Origin of the sequence: Methylobacterium sp. WCS2018Hpa-22 (assembly GCF_031843785.1) — a bacterium.
Lineage (GTDB): Bacteria > Pseudomonadota > Alphaproteobacteria > Rhizobiales > Beijerinckiaceae > Methylobacterium.
The window spans coordinates 128,214-145,382 of the sequence record NZ_JAVTJA010000008.1 but is presented as its reverse complement, the minus strand read 5'-3'; the positions used below and the strand labels follow the sequence as shown (position 1 = coordinate 145,382).

The 17,169-nt window shown below is 65.5% G+C and carries 16 protein-coding genes; 7 read left to right on the top strand and 9 right to left on the bottom strand.

The window, feature by feature from the left end:
* The first annotated feature begins 171 nt into the window (after positions 1 to 171).
* Positions 172 to 345 (top strand): hypothetical protein, encoded by a 174-nt coding sequence (locus RQI43_RS12685; RefSeq protein ID WP_311275370.1) that lies wholly within the window; start codon positions 172 to 174, stop codon positions 343 to 345.
* 15 nt (positions 346 to 360) lie between these two features.
* Here the strand turns inward: RQI43_RS12685 and ccrA are convergent, their stop codons facing one another.
* Positions 361 to 1,641, bottom strand: a complete 1,281-nt coding sequence (ccrA, locus tag RQI43_RS12680) for a crotonyl-CoA carboxylase/reductase (RefSeq protein WP_027172596.1) — start codon at positions 1,639 to 1,641, stop codon at positions 361 to 363.
* A gap of 394 nt (positions 1,642 to 2,035) precedes the next feature.
* Here ccrA and RQI43_RS12675 point away from each other — a divergent pair, with 394 nt between their 5' ends.
* The 3 genes from RQI43_RS12675 (at position 2,036) to RQI43_RS12665 (ending at position 6,190) form a co-directional block, all read left to right on the top strand.
* Positions 2,036 to 4,099, top strand: coding sequence for a protein meaA (locus tag RQI43_RS12675; protein WP_311275369.1), 2,064 nt, complete (start codon positions 2,036 to 2,038; stop codon positions 4,097 to 4,099).
* A 154-nt stretch (positions 4,100 to 4,253) separates the two neighbouring features.
* The gene (locus RQI43_RS12670) at positions 4,254 to 5,264 is read left to right on the top strand and encodes a glycosyltransferase family 4 protein (RefSeq protein WP_311275368.1); all 1,011 of its coding nucleotides are present in this window, start codon (positions 4,254 to 4,256) and stop codon (positions 5,262 to 5,264) included.
* The gene (locus RQI43_RS12665) at positions 5,261 to 6,190 is read left to right on the top strand and encodes an NAD-dependent epimerase/dehydratase family protein (protein ID WP_311275367.1); all 930 of its coding nucleotides are present in this window, start codon (positions 5,261 to 5,263) and stop codon (positions 6,188 to 6,190) included. Before RQI43_RS12670 ends, RQI43_RS12665 begins: the two co-directional genes overlap by 4 nt.
* Here RQI43_RS12665 and RQI43_RS12660 read toward each other — a convergent pair.
* From RQI43_RS12660 to RQI43_RS12640, 5 genes are all read right to left on the bottom strand, one after another.
* A complete protein-coding gene (locus tag RQI43_RS12660; protein ID WP_311275366.1) occupies positions 6,187 to 8,154 on the bottom strand; it encodes an SDR family NAD(P)-dependent oxidoreductase in 1,968 nt (655 codons plus the stop codon). The two genes, RQI43_RS12665 and RQI43_RS12660, sit on opposite strands and share 4 nt — an antisense overlap.
* Before the next feature lie 76 nt (positions 8,155 to 8,230).
* Positions 8,231 to 9,070, bottom strand: a complete 840-nt coding sequence (locus RQI43_RS12655; protein ID WP_311275424.1) for a DUF1206 domain-containing protein — start codon at positions 9,068 to 9,070, stop codon at positions 8,231 to 8,233.
* Positions 9,071 to 9,204: 134 nt separating this feature from the next.
* Positions 9,205 to 9,546: a hypothetical protein gene (locus tag RQI43_RS12650; protein WP_056429987.1), complete on the bottom strand. Its 342-nt coding sequence runs from the start codon at positions 9,544 to 9,546 to the stop codon at positions 9,205 to 9,207.
* Positions 9,547 to 9,581: 35 nt separating this feature from the next.
* Positions 9,582 to 9,962, bottom strand: coding sequence for a Uma2 family endonuclease (locus RQI43_RS12645; RefSeq protein ID WP_311275365.1), 381 nt, complete (start codon positions 9,960 to 9,962; stop codon positions 9,582 to 9,584).
* Positions 9,963 to 10,187: 225 nt separating this feature from the next.
* Positions 10,188 to 11,633, bottom strand: coding sequence for a saccharopine dehydrogenase NADP-binding domain-containing protein (locus RQI43_RS12640; RefSeq protein WP_311275364.1), 1,446 nt, complete (start codon positions 11,631 to 11,633; stop codon positions 10,188 to 10,190).
* Positions 11,634 to 11,805: 172 nt separating this feature from the next.
* Between RQI43_RS12640 and RQI43_RS12635 the strand changes: the two genes are divergently transcribed.
* The gene (locus RQI43_RS12635) at positions 11,806 to 12,129 is read left to right on the top strand and encodes a hypothetical protein (protein ID WP_311275363.1); all 324 of its coding nucleotides are present in this window, start codon (positions 11,806 to 11,808) and stop codon (positions 12,127 to 12,129) included.
* 3 nt (positions 12,130 to 12,132) lie between these two features.
* Here the strand turns inward: RQI43_RS12635 and RQI43_RS12630 are convergent, their stop codons facing one another.
* Together RQI43_RS12630 and RQI43_RS12625 are read right to left on the bottom strand one after the other, a co-directional pair.
* A complete protein-coding gene (locus RQI43_RS12630; protein WP_311275362.1) occupies positions 12,133 to 12,678 on the bottom strand; it encodes an N-acetyltransferase in 546 nt (181 codons plus the stop codon).
* 139 nt (positions 12,679 to 12,817) lie between these two features.
* The gene (locus RQI43_RS12625; RefSeq protein ID WP_311275361.1) at positions 12,818 to 13,984 is read right to left on the bottom strand and encodes a type III PLP-dependent enzyme; all 1,167 of its coding nucleotides are present in this window, start codon (positions 13,982 to 13,984) and stop codon (positions 12,818 to 12,820) included.
* Between the two features lie 846 nt (positions 13,985 to 14,830).
* On the opposite strand from RQI43_RS12625, the gene RQI43_RS12620 reads away from it, so the two are divergent.
* Positions 14,831 to 16,399 (top strand): glucan biosynthesis protein G, encoded by a 1,569-nt coding sequence (locus tag RQI43_RS12620; protein WP_311275360.1) that lies wholly within the window; start codon positions 14,831 to 14,833, stop codon positions 16,397 to 16,399.
* Positions 16,396 to 16,884, top strand: coding sequence for an N-acetyltransferase (locus RQI43_RS12615; RefSeq protein WP_311275359.1), 489 nt, complete (start codon positions 16,396 to 16,398; stop codon positions 16,882 to 16,884). The genes RQI43_RS12620 and RQI43_RS12615 overlap by 4 nt, the downstream gene beginning before the upstream one ends.
* 42 nt (positions 16,885 to 16,926) lie before the next feature.
* Here RQI43_RS12615 and RQI43_RS12610 read toward each other — a convergent pair whose 3' ends face one another.
* Positions 16,927 to 17,166, bottom strand: coding sequence for a hypothetical protein (locus RQI43_RS12610; protein ID WP_207410726.1), 240 nt, complete (start codon positions 17,164 to 17,166; stop codon positions 16,927 to 16,929).
* Positions 17,167 to 17,169: the final 3 nt, after the last annotated feature.

The following is a 17,169-nucleotide window of genomic DNA, read 5'->3' as shown; positions in this document are numbered from 1 at the left end:
CGGCCCGTCGCCCGCGCCTCTCCCGCGCTCGGGAAAGGAAGGGCAATCACCGGATGATCCTGTTTCCTCTCCTTACCAGTCGCCTTGGCATCTCGAAAGCAGGCGGTGCCATCTCGTAGCCGTCACGCAACTTGGCTATGCTTATCGTCGACGGACAACCGGGGCGACGCGATGAGCGAGACGCGCAATCAGTTCAAGAAGGCGCCCAAGCGCAAAAAGGAAAAGGCCCGGAGCGTTTCCGTGTCACCGGAAATGCGCCAGGCCTATGCCGATCTCATCAAGGAGCGCGAAGAACGCGAGGCCTATGCCCAGCACCTGCCGGCCGAGGGCGGCGGCAAGCGCTGAGCGCCTTCCTCGATCTCAGCGCTTCGGGCCGGCCTCGATCACGTCTTCCAGCGTGCGGAGCCCAGCGCGGGGAGCGTTGACGAGACAGGCCATGTTGCCGGGCGGGTGCTGGTTCTTCCACATCTTCGTGTGCGCCTGGGGGATCTTATCCCACGGGAACACCTCGCTCATGCAGGGGTCGATGCGCTGGTCCAGTACGAACTGGTTGGCAGCCGAAGCCTGCTTCAGATGCGCGAAGTGCGAACCCTGAATACGCTTCTGGCGCATCCAGACGTAACGGGCATCGAAGGTGATGTTGAAGCCGGTGGTACCGGCGCAGAACACCACCATGCCGCCACGCTTCACGACGAGCGCGGAGACCGGGAAGGTCGCCTCACCGGGATGCTCGAAGACGATGTCGACATCGTTGCCCTTGCCGGTGATGTCCCAGATCGCCTTGCCGAACTTGCGCGCTTCCTTGGTCCAGGCGTGGAATTCCGGCGAGTTCACCTTGGGCAGCTGGCCCCAGCAATCGAAGTCCTTGCGGTTGATGACGCCCTTGGCGCCGAGGCTCATCACGTAGTCGCGCTTCGACTCGTCCGAGATGACCGCGATGGCGTTCGCACCGGAGGCGGCGCAGAGCTGGACGCCGAACACGCCGAGACCGCCCGAGGCGCCCCAGATCAGCACGTTCTGGCCCGGCTTCACCGTGTGCGGAGCGTGGCCGAACAGCATCCGGTAGGCGGTGGCGAGGGTCAGCGTGTAGCAGGCGCCTTCTTCCCAGGTGAGGTGCTGCGGCCGCTTCATCAGCTGGCGCGACTGGACCCGGCAGAACTGTGCGAACGAGCCGTCCGGCGTCTCGTAGCCCCAGATCCGCTGTGAAGGCGAGAACATCGGGTCACCGCCGTTGCACTCCTCGTCGTCGCCGTCGTCGCGGTTACAATGGACGATGACTTCGTCGCCGACCTTCCAGCGCTTCACCTTGGCGCCCACGGCCCAGACGATGCCCGAGGCATCCGAACCGGCGATATGGTAGTCGGCCTTGTGCACGTCGAAGGGAGAGATCGGCTCGCCGAGGCCGGCCCAGACACCATTGTAGTTGATGCCAGCCGCCATGACGTAGACCAGGACTTCGTCGTCGCCGATCTCCCAGGTCGGCACCACCTCGACCTGCATCGACTCCTCCGGCGGGCCATGGCGCTCGCGTCGGATCGCCCAGGCATACATCTTCGCTGGGACATGGCCGAGGGGCGGAATTTCACCCAGCTCGTAGAGGTCCTTGCCCTCGGTCGTATTCAAGGCAGCACTCGCCGACATCTTGGCTCTCCCATTATTCTTTCTGTGCGACCCTATATCCACGAACCTGGACTGCTCCAAGGCCCCCTAAAAGGCCAGGATCGGGTGCTGCGTCCTCGAGTGCGTGCGCTGACCCGCCGCCTATTGATGTATTCATAATAAAGTCTTTGATGCAGAACGGCTCGTTTTCGATATTCCGCATCGAGGTCAAGGATTTACAGGAAGCTCACCTCAGTTGCCGGACAAAGCGCTCTTCAATTCGCTTGATCCAGTCGTCTAGAATTTTTCGAAGCATTCTGGGCTGTCGACCGCCAAGTTGGACCATCGGCCAGATGACGTATGGCCGAGGCTTGGTTAGGGTGCCGCACAATAAGCGTGAGATCGCGCAGCCTTGGAATCGAGTGGAGTCAGTGGAATGAGCGCGAGTGCGACCGTCGCCGAGGTCAAGCGCGACAAGCCATGGATCATCCGGACGTATGCCGGCCATTCCAACGCCAAGGAATCGAACGAACTCTATCGGGGCAATCTGGCGAAGGGGCAGACCGGACTGTCGGTCGCCTTCGATCTGCCGACGCAGACCGGCTACGATCCCGACCACGAATTGGCACGCGGCGAGGTCGGCAAGGTCGGTGTCTCGATCGCACATCTCGGCGACATGCGGACTCTGTTCGATCAGATTCCGCTGCAGCAGATGAACACCTCGATGACGATCAACGCCACGGCACCGTGGCTGTTGTCGCTTTACCTCGCGGTCGCCGAGGAGCAGGGCGCGCCGCTCAGCGGCCTCCAGGGCACGACGCAGAACGACATCATCAAGGAATACCTGTCGCGCGGCACCTACGTGTTCCCGCCGGCCCCATCCCTTCGCCTGACCAAGGACGTGATCCTGTTCACGACCAAGGAAGTGCCGAAGTGGAACCCGATGAACGTGTGTTCCTACCACCTGCAGGAGGCCGGGGCGACGCCGGTGCAGGAGCTCTCCTACGCGCTGGCCATCGCCATCGCGGTGCTCGACACGGTGCGCGACGACCCGGATTTCGACGAGGCGAGCTTCGCCGACGTGTTCAGCCGCATTTCCTTCTTCGTGAATGCCGGCATGCGGTTCGTTACCGAGATCTGCAAGATGCGGGCGTTCTCCGAACTCTGGGACGAGATCGCCCAGGAGCGCTACGGCATCACCGACCCGAAGAAGCGCATTTTTCGCTATGGCGTTCAGGTCAACAGCCTCGGACTGACGGAACAGCAGCCCGAGAACAACGTCCACCGCATCCTGATCGAGATGCTGGCCGTCACCCTGTCGAAACGCGCCCGCGCCCGTGCGGTGCAGTTGCCGGCCTGGAACGAGGCTCTGGGCCTGCCGCGCCCCTGGGACCAGCAATGGTCCATGCGGATGCAGCAGATCCTCGCCTTCGAGACCGACCTCCTCGAGTACGAGGACATCTTCGACGGTTCGAAGGTCATCGACGCGAAGGTCGAAGCTCTGAAGGCGGAGACCCGCAAGGCCCTCGAAGAGATCGGCGGCATCGGCGGCGCGGTGGCGGCGGTCGAGACCGGGGCGCTGAAGCGCGCCCTCGTGGAATCCAACGCCAAGCGCATCTCGGCCATCGAGGCGGGCGATCAGGTCGTCGTCGGCGTCAACAAGTTCCAGGCCGGCGAGCCCTCGCCGCTCACTGCCGGGGAGGGCGCCATCTTCACGGTCTCCGAGACGGTGGAGATGGAAGCCGAGCAGCGCATCCGCGACTGGCGGGCCAAGCGCGACGGCAAGGCCGTGGAGAAGGCCCTCGACGAACTCGAAGCCGCCGCGCGCTCGGGCGCCAACATCATGCCGGTCTCGATCGCGGCGGCGAAGGCCGGCGTCACAACCGGCGAATGGGGCACGCGCCTGCGCCAGGTCTTCGGTGAATACCGAGCCCCCACCGGCGTCAGCCTCGAGACGATCTCCTCGGGTGCGGCCGAGGACGCCAAGCTCCTCATCGCCGATCTCGGGGAGCGCCTGGGCGAGACGCCCAAGCTCGTCGTCGGCAAGCCCGGTCTCGACGGCCATTCGAATGGCGCCGAGCAGATCGCGCTCCGCGCCCGCGACGTCGGATTCGACGTGACCTATGACGGCATCCGCCAGACCCCGGCCGAGATCGTGGCGAAAGCCAAGGAGACCGGCGCCCACGTGGTCGGACTGTCGATCCTGTCCGGCAGTCACGTACCGCTGGTGCGCGACGTAAAGGCGAAGATGCGGGAGGCGGGCCTCGACCACGTCCCCCTCGTCGTCGGCGGGATCATCTCGCCGGACGACGAACTCGTCCTCAAGAACATGGGCGTCACGGCGGTCTACACGCCGAAGGACTACATCCTCGACACGATCATGATCGGCATCGCCAAGGTGGTGGGCCGCGCCCTCGACAAGCGCGCCGCAGAGAAGGCGGATGCCGCGGCCGGCATCGGCGGATCCTCCGTCAGGGAGGGCGGCGAAAAGGTGTTCTGACGCGTCTACGTACCTTCCTCCCTCTTCGGGGGAAGGTGCCTATGCAACCGGTTCGGAGAGGCTGCCTCTCCGAAAGGTGCACTCTCCCCGCCAGCGGCAAAAACGGGTAGGCACTCCGCACGACCTCGCGACATCAGCGGACCCTCACACGACAATGCCTTTCGCGCCGCTCGTCGCCGTACCGCTGGCCGCCTGCCTCAGCGCGGTCCTGATAGTGCTGCTCAAACCGATCCTTCAACGCTATGCGCTCGCCCGGCCGAACGCGCGGTCGAGCCACAGCGTGCCGACCCCCCAAGGGGCCGGCATCGCGATCGTCCTCGCCATCCTGGCGACCGGTGGGCTCCTGGCATCCCTGATGCAGCCTATGCCAGCGACGATGGAGGCGCTGGTCCTCGCTCATGCGACGGTGTTCCTCGCCATCGTGGGTGCTGTCGACGATATCAGGCCGCTGCCGGCCACGCTGAGACTCGGTCTCCAGACGCTTGCGGTGACCGGCCTCGTCCTGTCGGTGGAGGGACGGCTCCTACCCGAGATTCCGCTCATTGCTGAGCGCTCCCTCGCTGTCCTGGCCGGAGTCTGGTTCGTGAATCTGACGAACTTCATGGACGGGCTCGACTGGATGACGGTCTCGGCCATGGTGCCGGTCTCGGCCGCGCTGATGCTCGCCGGACTCGGCGGGGAATTACCGCCGCTGCCGACCCTCGTGGCCGCGTCCCTCCTCGGTGCGCTGATCGGCTTTGCACCCTTCAATCGCCCGGTGGCCCGCCTTTTCCTGGGGGATGTCGGGTCCCTGCCGATCGGCCTTCTGGTGGCGTGGCTGCTCTACCGCCTCGGCCTTCAGCACGGTCTGGCGGCAGCAGTCCTTCTTCCGCTCTACTACATCGCCGATTCCACGCTGACGCTGCTGCGCCGTGCGGCCAAGGGCGAGCCTGTCTGGAAGGCGCATCGCAGCCATTACTACCAGCGCGCGACCTCGAACGGCTTCACGGTGACGGAGGTGGTCGGGCGGGTCTTCGTCCTCAACACGGCGCTGGCGGTTCTGGCGGGCGCCACCTTGTTTTGGCCGTCCCGGCTTGTCACGCTCGCAGCACTTGCTGCAGGCGCGGCCCTGGTCGCCGCGACGCTGCGTCGGTTCTCGACCTTGCGAGAAGGAATCGCCGCTTGAGCAGAAACGTCATCGCGCTGACCGGTGCCACCGGCTTTATCGGCCGTCACCTGCTGCGCTCGCTCGCGAATCAGGGTTATCGGGTCCGGGTGCTGCTGCGACGCCCAGTGGAGTTGCCGCCCGGCGCCAGCGGCGCCGTGGTGGGCGACCTGAGCCGGCCCATGAACATGGCGGCGGCCCTTTCCGGCGTCGGCGCCATCGTCCATTCCGCCGGCCTCGCCCATGCCATGTCCGGCACGCCGGAGGACGATTACCGCTCTTCGAACATCGAGGCGACGCGACGTCTCGCCGAAGCAGCGGCCAAGGCGCGGGTCGGGCGCTTCGTCTTCCTCTCCTCGATCAGGGCGCAGACCGGCATCAGCGCGGCCGGAACCGTGACCGAAGACAACCATCCAAATCCCACCGACGCCTATGGCCGCTCGAAACTCGCCGCCGAGGAAGCCTTGGCCGAGATCGGGATCGACTGGGTCGCCCTGCGCCCTGTCCTCGTCTACGGCGCAGGGGTGAAAGGCAACATGGCCGCGCTCCTGCGGCTCGCGCGAACGCCCTATCCCCTCCCACTCGCGAGCCTGACGGGGCGTCGGTCCCTGATCTCGGTGGAGAACCTCTCCGCAGCCATCGTCACGGTGCTTCGTCACGAAGGATCGCTTGGCCGGGCGCTGGTGGCGGCAGAGCCGGACGCCTTGACCTTGCCCGGCATGATCGCGGCCTTACGCGCCGGCCTCGACCGCCGCGCCGGTCTTGTACCCTGTCCGCCGAGCCTGTTCGGCCTCGCCTGCCGGATGACGGGTCGGCGGGAGATCTTCGAGCGCCTGTCGGGCGACCTCGTGGCGCAATCCAAGGGGCTGTCTACGTTGGGTTGGTCCCCGCAATCGACCTCATTCCAGGGGCTTGCAGCCCTAGCCCGCACGGAGGGTGCAGCCTAGGCGGGGATGGTCATTGGCGCAGGTTGTGACACGGGAACCGCTTTCGGCCGGTTGCGGTAATCCGGGACAGCAGTTTCGAACACCAGATCGGCGGCAGCCCTGTCATGTGTGGCGACCGCCTGTTTCAGCGCGGCGATCCAACCCTCCAGCACGGTACGGTCGGCGAAGACGGGCTTGGCCGCCATGACACCGTCGATCCCGTCGAGGGCGACACGCGGCTCCTCGCGGGCGAACAGGATCTCGTTCAAACGCTCCCCCGGCCGCGAGCCGGTGAAGACCACCTCGATGTCTTCGCCGGGCTCGAAACCAGCGAGCCGGATCATCCGCTCGGCGAGATCGAGAATGCGCACGGGCTGACCCATCTTCAGAACGTAGACTGCAGCCCGCTGGTCGGATTCGGGGGCGGTCAGAGACAGGCAGCGTCCCTCGCGGTCGCCATGCGAGGCTGCGGTCAGAACGAGGTCGGCGGCCTCGCGCACGGTCATGAAGTAGCGCACCATTTCCGAATCGGTGACCGTGACCGGGCCGCCTCGGGCGATCTGCGCCTTGAACACTGGCACCACCGAACCGACCGAGCCGAGCACGTTGCCGAACCGCACCGCGATCAGACGAGTCGGCTTGTCCTGCGACGCGGTCGCTTGCTCGGCATCGAGCGCCTGGGCCACCATCTCGGCGAAGCGCTTGGTGACGCCGAGTTGGGAGACGGGCTCGATCGCCTTGTCGGTGGAAATCATCACCATGGCGCGCGCACGAGCCGCTACCGTCGCATCCGCGACGTTGATGGAACCAAGGACGTTGGTCTTGATGCCCTCCGACCAGTCCCGCTCCAGATACGGCACCTGCTTCAGGGCTGCGGCGTGGAACACGTAATCCGGCCGGAAACCGGCGAAGACCGCGTGCAGACGTTCACGGTCGCGAATATCGCAGAGTGCACCGGTGACATCGGCCGCTGCGATGGCGGGCTGGCTCAGGATGCCATGCAGGGCAGGCTCTGAATTCTCCACGACAAGGACGGATGCTGCGCCGAACGCCACGGCCCGGGCGACGATCTCGGAGCCGATGGAACCTCCGCCACCCGTGACGATGACGCGCGTCCCATTGAGGAAACGCTCGAGGCGCGGCCGGTCGATGGAGACGGTGGGTCGCAAGAGGAGATCCTCGATCTCCAGGGGCGCCAGTTCGGCATCGCGCATGCCCTCGCCGAGACTGGTGACCCGCGACAGCGGAAGGCCGAGTCGACGGGCGCGGGCGATCAGGTCGTCGGGCTCCGCCTCCGGTGTCAGGGCATTTGGAACGGCGACGAGGCGGCGTACCGGGGTACCCTCACTGGCTAGGTTAGCGACGACTCGCTCAAGGTCGGAGAAGGCCCCCAGGATGGGGACGCCGCGCATGATCTGGCCGGTCTCGTTTGCGCGTGGCGCAAGGATGCCCTTGGGGGACAGGCGCCGCACCGAGCCCGCTTCGATGGCGCGAAGCAGAAGTTCGATATCCCTGCCACGCCCGAGCAGCAGCGTCGGGGTCGTGGCGCTACGAGCTTGGCTCTGCCGCGAACGCGTGTATTTCAGATAGCGGAAGGCGAGCCGGGTGCCCCCCAACAGGAAGATCTGCAGCACCCAGTACAGGGCAATGGCGATCTTTCCGAAAAAGTAGAATCCATACATGTCCGCCGAAACGAGCACGTAGTCGACGACGAGGAGCGTGAGGGCGAGGACGCTCGCCGCCTTGACGATTCCGGCGAGGTCGGGGAGCGAGGCGAAGCGCCACTTTGTCCGGTAGAGTTTGAATCGACCGTAGACCAGCGCGGCGAAAGCCACGAACGGCGGCAGCAGAAGTGGAAGCGCGTCGAGGCGTTCGGCGAGCAACTCACCGTTGAAGCGGAAAACAAAGGTGAGTGTCACGGCTAGGACGGTCGCCACGCAATCGTGGACCACCATCACCGCTGTCTTGTAGATGCGCTGCTGCATGGGCTCCGGGCCGGGCGCGGTATCGGCGACGGAACGCCCCTCTGTCAACGCACCCCACGAACCACGGGGCTACACATCAGTTCAGATTGCGCACGGCACGCAGGACGGCATCGTCGGTTTCGTCGAGATCCGGTGCGTCGATGTGGCGGTACCAGGCTTGGATCAGGCCATACACGCCAAAGGCGAGATGCCCGGCGGCGACGATGCCAAGAAGGACGGAACCGTAGGGCTGAGCTCGCAAGGCGGAGAAAGCGCCTGCCAAACCCTTCACCTCCGAGGAGGCTTGGTACCACGCGGCGACCAGCACGAAGCCGCCGATGATCACGAACGCGACCCCGCGCGCAGCGTATCCGAACTGACCCAACGGCTTGACCCATCGGCAATGGGCCTCGTCGAGAGAAAGCCGGTCGGTGACATCGCCCTTCCCGGCCTTCAACAGGAAGGCGATCCCTCCACCGATGATGCCAAGGCCGATGAGGCCGACAAGCCATGGGCCGAATGGCTTGGCCAGCAGCCACGAGGTCCAATCCTGCAATCCTCCGCCGCCGCTGGCGCGTCTGCCGAGGCCGAGGGCGAGACTGGCCGCCGTGATGCCGAGGCCGACAGCCACGATGCCGCTGCCGAAATGCGCCAGCCGAACGACGAGTCCCTTCGCCGAGGTGCCGTGGCGGTCGGCGTCGGTGACGGATTCGACGAACCTCCAGGCGGCGAAACAAAACAGTCCCAGCGCTATGAGCCCGACGAGGATGGCCCCGAACGGTCCGAGGAAGACCCACCGGATCGCACTCTCGCTATCGCCCGCCCGACCGCCCTGGCCAAGAGCGGCAAGAAGCGCCAGCCCGCCGACGATGCAATAGACGATGCCTCTCGCACCGAACCCCATGCGGGCGAGACGCTCGATCGTATTGCGGCCCATTCGCTTCACGAGGAGACTTTCACGATGACCTGTGGCGGAGACGAGCGGACGGACCGCGTTCCCTCCAACGCCGTTCGGGCTCGGACCGCTCCGGCATGGCCGTCATTTCTTTGCCGGCGCGAGACCGGAGCCTCCTAGTCGCCGGCGCGTGTCGCCTTGCCGGCAAGCGCGACGTAGAAGCCGAGGCCATCGCCGGCCGGAAGCGTCTGAAGTCGATCGACGATGCCCTTGCGCTTCGCGTCCAGCAACAGCCTGCCGACGGGCTGGAACAAGGTCTCTCCACCACCTTCCGGCGGAGGATCGAAGCGGATCGCCACGGTCTTGCCTTTGCCGAAGCGACTGCGCTCCAGCATGTCGTTCAAGGATGCTTCGGCCGTCGGACGGTTCGTCCCGCGCAGATCGAGAACGGATTCCGCATCGGTGACTCCCAGAGAACCGCGCAGCTTGTCGGCGTAGAAATCTTCAAAGTGGGGCAAGGGCGGGACCTGACGCGGCGAGGGCGATGGGAGGCTCAGAGGGGCAGTCCGGTATAGAGGGCGCCGACCGGCACGGCGCCACCGAGTTCGGGAAGGTCGAGGCTGTCGTCACGGTAAAGGGCCTCGACCGTCCAGTTCCCCGCCTCGGTCCGGCGCCAGGCCTCGACCCTGACCTCGTCCATCGCCGCGCTGAGCACGCCGAGGCCGGGAAGCGCGTTGCGGCCCCGGCGTTCCGCGAGCTCGTCGAGGCGTCGGATCAGGTTGGAAACGATGCGCTGGTGGCGCCCGGTGGGCGGCGACATCAGCAGGGCTATGCCGTCGATCAGTTCCCAGCGTTCCTCGTCGGGCCGGGGCTCGGCCCAGAGGCGGAACTCGGCGACGGTCATGCGGGTATCGCGGCGCGCGGCGACGGCCATGGCGGGGGCTCCCGATCGGATACGGGATGGTAGCATCCCGCCGAAACCCTGCAACATCCGTGCAGAGGAAGCCGCTATGCAGTCGTGCTCGGGCGGGATCCCGGGCTCCACAGCGCGGCCCGGGAAAAGACGTGGCGTTGGTCCTCGCCCATCATGGCCTGACCCTTGGCGCCAAGCAGAGGGCACGGAGCGCGGGGAGTACGATCCCGCGCTCCGTTCGTCCATTCAGCTCTGAACGAGGACGTTCCGGAACTGCCAGGGGTCGCTCTCGTCGATGTTCTCGGGGAACAGGCCGGGGCGCCCGCTCAGCGGGGTCCAGTCGGTGTACACGCCGACGACGGGACCGAGATACGGCATCTGGACTTCGAGGCAACGACGGAAGTCCATCTCGTCGGCCTCGACGATGCCGGCTTCGGGGTTCTCAAGCGCCCAGACCATGCCGGCGAGCACCGCCGAGGTGACCTGAAGGCCGGTGGCGTTCTGATAGGGGGCGATGCGACGGGTCTCCTCGATGGAGAGCTGGGAGCCGAACCAATAGGCGTTCTTCTCGTGGCCGTAGAGGAGCACGCCGAGTTCATCGATTCCATCGACGATCTCGTTCTCGTCGAGGATGTGGTGCTTCTCCTGCACTTCGGCAGCCTTGCCGAACATCTCGTGCAGCGAGAGCACCGCATCGTTGCAGGGGTGGTAGGCGTAGTGACAGGTCGGCCGGTAGGCAGCGCGCTCGCCCTCCAGCACGGTGTAATAGTCGGAGATCGAAACCGCCTCGTTATGCGTCACGAGGAAGCCGAACTGGCTCTGGGCCGTCGGCGTCCACGACCGCACGCGGGTGTCGGCACCGGGCTGGAGAAGGTAGATCGCGCAGCGCGAGCCTTTCTCCTGATCACGGGCATTGTCCGGGCGCCAGGTCTCGTGGGTTCCCCAGCCGAGTTCGGCCGGCTGGTTGCCCTCGGAAACGAAGCCTTCCACCGACCAGGTGTTGACGAAGACGCCCATGGGCTTCGGGCCCTTGGCGCGCTGGGTGTCGCGCTCGGCGATATGAATGCCCTTGACGCCGACCTCGCGCATGAGGGCGGCCCACTCGTTGCGGGTCTTCGGCTCGGGCGTGGTCAGGCCGAGATCGGAAGCGACGTTGAGGAGCCCCTGCTTCACGAACCAGGAAACCATGCCTGGATTGGCGCCACAGCACGAGACGGCGGTGGTGCCACCAGGGTTCGCGGCGCGCGCGTCGAGGATGTCCTGGCGCAGGGCGTAGTTGGTGCGGTCGCCCTGTCCCTTGGACTTGTCGAAATAGAAGCCGGGCCAGGGCTCGGCGACGGTGTCGATGTAGAAGGCGCCGAGTTCACGGCACAATTCCATGATGGCGCGGGAATAGGTGTCCACGGACACGTTCACGCAGAAGCCCTGGCCGCCGCCCTCGGTGAGGAGGGGCGTGAGGATCTCGCGGTAATTGTTCTTGGTCAGCGCCACCTGCTCGAAGCGGAGGCCATGCTGATCGGCCAGGGCCTTATGCGCATCGGAGGGCTCGACGACGGTGAAGCGCGCCTTGTCGTACTCGAAATGACGCTCGATGAGCGGAAGGGTCCCGCGGCCGATCGAGCCGAAGCCGATCATCACGATGGGACCGCTGATGCGGCCGTGGACGGGCCAGGAGGTGGCGGCTTCGGTCATGCGGGCAATCCTTCTTCTCGGCCCCGCTCGAACTCACGAGCGAGGCACGTCCTTAGTCGGCGGAAATGACGGTCAGGCGACGGGCTACTGGCCGGTTGAGGGCGTGTGGTCAACCACATCGCCGGCTTCAGCCTCGTGGACCACGAATGGTCCACGAGGGAAGATCATTAACATGAAGTTACGTCGACGCATGATTCAGACGCGGGTCGCCTTCCCGCTCGGCACCGTTGCGAATGATCCGCGACGCGCCGATATTGCAATGCAACAAACACGACATCGACACACCTACGGGACGGGAAACGCCAGAACGCCACATCACGGAGTTCCGATGTTATCCTTGTTTATCGCCAATACCCCCGCGCCGGCCGAAGAGCCGATCGATCGCGATCCTGGCGTCATCACCCTCGCGGCGGCTCTGATCCGTGCCGTTCGCCGCCAGCACGATGCAGCCTTCCGCCGCCGCTGCGAGCAGGCGACGACCACGACTGCCGTCTAGCGCTCACGCCGCCTGTCGTCGTGAATCCAATCCCTCCGGACAGGCAGCCTCATCCAGGATGCCTGAAGCGGAGAGGATGCCGGTCGCGCCGTCGAGCGCGCCCCTGCGCAGGTTGACACCGAGCAACCGCGTCCTTTCGAACGGGCCCGGCATCGACAGCCCACTCATGAGATCACCGGAAAAACCGAAGCGGGCGTAATACGGCGCATCGCCGACGAGGACGATGGCGCCGTGACCGAGGGCGCGGGCCTTACCGATCGAGGCCCACATCAAGGTGCTGCCGAGGCCATGGCCCTGAAGCGAGGGATCGACCGCGAGCGGCCCCAGAAGCAAGGCAGGCCGTCCACGTCCCGCTTCCACATGCCAGAGACGGACGGTGCCGACGATCCGGCCATTCAGTTCCGCGGTCAGTGACAATCCGTGAGCGGGAAGGCGCCCCTCGCGCAGCCGCTCGGACGTCTTGAGGAATCGCGCTGGGCCGAAGCAAGTATCGAGCAATTGCTCCCGAGCCGAAACATCGGTCGGCCGTTCGTCACGAATCTCGATCAAGGCCGTGCCCTTTCCCAGTCCTGGCTGGTCAACCCATCTGACGTGACGGCGCGGATCCCGCACCAGTCACATGCGATGGAACCGTCCTCCCCCGCTGCCGGGCGGCGGTTAAGCCCCCCGAGCCCCGATTATATGGCGGTCAGATGACGTATTGCTGAAGGGGGGGGAAGCCGTTGAACGCCACCGCCGCGTAGGTGGTGGTGTAGGCTCCGGCCCCTTCGATCAGCACCTTGTCGCCGATGGAAAGCGAGACGGGGAGCGGGTAGGGCACCTTCTCGTAGAGGACATCGGCTGAATCACAGGTCGGTCCCGCGAGCACGCAGGGGGCCATGCGGTCCTCGTCGTGCTCGGTGCGGATCGCGTAACGGATCGACTCGTCCATGGTTTCGGCCAGGCCGCCGAACTTTCCAATATCGAGATAGACCCAGCGGATCTCGTCCTCGGCATCGGACTTCTTCGAGACCAGGATCACCTCGGCTTCGATCATGCCGGCATTGCCGACCATGCCGCGACCGGGCTCGATGATCGTCTCCGGCAGCTGGTTGCCGAAATGCTTGGTGAGTGCGCGGAAGATCGCATCGCCGTAGGATTCCACGCCAGGCACCGCCTTCAGGTACTTGGTGGGGAAGCCGCCGCCGAGATTGACCATGGACAGGGTGATGCCCCGGTCGGCGCATTCACGGAAGATCGTGGAGGCCGAAGCGAGCGCCCCGTCCCAGGCTTCGGTGTTGCCCTGCTGCGAACCCACATGGAACGACACGCCGTAAGCATGCAGACCCTGGCGGCAGGCGTGCTCCAGAACATCGACGGCCATCTCCGGCACGCAGCCGAACTTGCGTGACAGGGGCCATTCGGCGCCGGCACCGTCGCAGAGAATGCGGCAGAACACCTGCACCGAGCCGAGTTCGACCTCGGCAGCCTCGGCAGCACGGGCGATCTTCTCGACCTCGACCTGACAATCGACAGCGAACAGGCGAACGCCGAGCTTGAGCGCACGGGTGATGCAGCGCTCTTTCTTGATGGTGTTGCCGAATGAGATCCGGTCGGCGGTGGCACCGCTGGCCAGAGCCATCTCCACCTCGACCACAGAGGCCGTGTCGAAGCAGGAGCCCATCTCGGCGAGCAGACGCAAGACTTCCGGCGCCGGATTCGCCTTTACGGCATAGAAGACGCGGGTATCGGGCAGCGCGCGGGCGAAGGCCGTGAAGTTGTCGCGCACGACATCGAGGTCGAGCACCATCACCGGGCCTTCGTCCTGGCCCATGTCACGGCGAGCGCGCAGAAAATCGCGGATACGATCGGTCATGGTCGTTCCAACCCACAGGTTCGCGAGCGCCCGTTCGTGGGGCGCGCTATCGAAATCGGGACGGCCATGAGCCGTCCGGCGTCTGGGGGCGACGCGACGCGATACGCGACGTGCTTTGGAGACACGTCGTCGACCGCGGGCGCATCAGCACCCGGAAGCTGCCGTGGATTGGAAGGGAGATCCCCACCGCACGCCGGGCAAAGAGAAACAAGCCTCTTCGGTGCCGGCCTTTGGAGGGCCGACGAGACCAAAAAAGCCCGTTCGTCGTTGCTTTAAGCTGCGTCCCCCGTGGAGAGCGGGGTTCGCCGGTTTCGCCTCCGGCTGCCGGTTGTTGTCGGGGTCCGGTGTTGCCACCTGGATGCCGGCCGGAGGGAATCCACCCTGTCGACCATCGATCCTTTAAGACCCCTGGCGGCTGTCCGGCAGTTGGCCGGATGCCCACCAACCGACACGCGGCCACAGGCACGTGCGAAATTGGGCAAGGCGCATATACGTTCGATGCGTCTCCGCGACAAGGAAAAACCGGTTTTCTCTCACCCGAAACCCGACCTTACCGCCTCAATGTGACCCAAAAAGCGCACCCGGGTCGGTAGGCCCTTTCCAAGGCGTCACGAACGGGTCATTGAGCAGACGGTTTTCATGCTGATCGAACCAGTCCGATCCACCGCCTCATCCCGAGGTGCCAGAGCGTAGCGGAGGCCTCGAGGCAGGGCTCCATCACGCATTGCGAACTCTGGGAGGCTCCTGCGAGGCCCGCTCAGATGGGCACCTCGGGGGGAGGTGGGCTGGATGGGACCGTGCGGGGAAGCCCGATCCTCCCTCACCACCGACCAGAGCCGCAGGACCATGACCGAGCCCACCCGCCGCGCGCTTCTCACCGGTATCGCCGCCCTGTCCGTCGCCGGCACAGCGCCGACGGCGCAGGAGGGGCGTGCACCCAAACCCTTCGATTTCGAGGAGGTGGAGCGTCGCGCCGAGGAGCTCGCCAAGGTCGCCTACGATGCGCGGGTACCACCCCTTCCGGCTCCCATCGCAAAGCTCGATTACGACGCTTGGCGTGACATCCGTTTCAAGCCCGACAAGGCCTTTCTCGGCGGAGAGAACAGCCCGTTCCGCCTGCAGCTCTTCCATGTCGGCTTTCTCTACACGCGCCCTGTCACGGTGAACCTCGTGCGACGCGGCATCGCGACACCGATCGCCTACCAGTCGAGCCTGTTCGATATGGGACGGACGAAGCTGGACAAGCCGCTGCCGGTCGATCTCGGCTTTGCCGGCCTCCGCTTCCACAGCTACCTCAACAAGCCGAACCTGCTCGACGAACTCATCGTGTTTCTCGGCGCCAGCTATTACCGCTTCCTCGGGCGCGATCAGCTCTACGGCCTTTCGGCGCGGGGCCTCGCCCTCAACGTCGAGGGGGAGGGCGCTCCGGAGGAATTCCCGGTCTTCCGCGAGTTCTGGGTGACGATGCCGGAGACCAACGCCGATTCGCTGCTGATTCATGCCCTTCTCGATAGCCCCTCGGTGACCGGCGCCTTCGCCTTCACGGTGAAGCCCGGCGACGAGACCAGCGTCGCCGTTCGCTCGACGCTCTTCCCGCGGGTCGCGCTCCCATCGGTGGGCGTCGCGCCGCTGACCTCGATGTTCTTCATCGGCGAGAACGACCGGCACCATTCGGACGATTACCGGCCCGAACTCCACGATTCCGATGGTCTTCAGATCGCGGCCGGATCGGGCGAATGGCTCTGGCGCCCCCTGGACAATCCGAAGGTGCGTCGCATCTCGTCCTTCGTCGATCGCGATCCGAAGGGGTTCGGACTGATGCAGCGGGACCGCGCCTTCGAATCCTACCAGGATCTCGAGGCATCCTATGGGCGGAGGCCGAGCTACTTCGTCGAACCCGAGGGCGACTGGGGCGAGGGCGCCGTGACCTTGATGGAACTGCCGACCGATACCGAGGTCAACGATAACATCGTCGCCTATTGGCGTCCGAGGCAGCCTTATCTGGCCGGCGAACCGGTCCGCATGTCGTACCGCGTACGCGCCAGGAGTTCGAACACCAGACTACATCCGGGCGGATATGTGGCCAATACTTTCCTTGCCGCCACCAGCGCCAGCGGTGCCGCCAAGAGGGAGGAGGCGAAAGGGACGCTGAGCCGGCGCTTCCTCATCGATTTCGCCGGCGGCGAGCTGCCCTATTATCTGTCGGACCCGAGTAAGGTGGAGGTGGTAGCCGGCGCTTCACAGGGGCGGATCACCGCCACATCGCTCACTCCGAACCCGCATATCGGAGGATTGCGGGCAGCAATCGACATCACCCTCGACGCGGCGGACCAATCCACCGATCTCCGCGCCTTCCTGCGCGCCAGCGGTCGAGCGTTGTCGGAAACCTGGGTCTATCCCTGGACCACAGCGTGAGCGCCCAAGCCCACAAACGGCAGACGGTCGCTCCGGTCACCATCCGTCCGGCGACATTGGGCGACCTCGACGCCCTGGTCGCCCTGGAACACGCGGCGTTTTCGGGAGACCGAGCGGAACGGCGGGCGATCCGGCATGCCATCGGCTCTCCGTCGATGTCGTTGCTGGTCGCTCTGGATGCCGAAGACTGCTCCATCCTGGTGGCGGCGGCCACACTGGAGCGCCGCAAGGGAAGCCGCAGTTGTAGGCTCTCCTCCATCGCGGTGTCTCCCGGACGCGCGGGTCAGGGCCTTGGCGGCATCATGCTCGATGCCGCGGAAGACGACGCACGAGCGCATGGATGCACGAAGCTACGACTCGAAGTGAGAGCCGATAACGGTGCCGGCATCCGACTCTACGAGCGCCACGGCTACGTGCGCTTCGCTGTCCTCGAAGAGTACTACGAGGACAGCATGGAAGCCTGGCGCTACGAGAAGCCTCTGTAGGCCGTTGCCCCTCCCCGGTATCGGGGAGGGAGCGGGAAGGGCTTAGTCGCAGTTCTCGCGGGTGACGGTCTTGCGGTCACCGACTTCGTTCTCGCGGGTGACCGACTTTACGCGGCAGCCGTCACGGGTCTCGCGCGTCTCCACGGTACGGGACTCAGATTCCGGCCGCTCGACGATGACGCGCTCGGGCGCTTCGCGCTCGATGATCGTGGTCTGGGCCTGAACCGCCGAAACCCCGAAGAGCGTCAGCAGGGCAGCAGTGGCAAGCATGGAATGACGCATGGC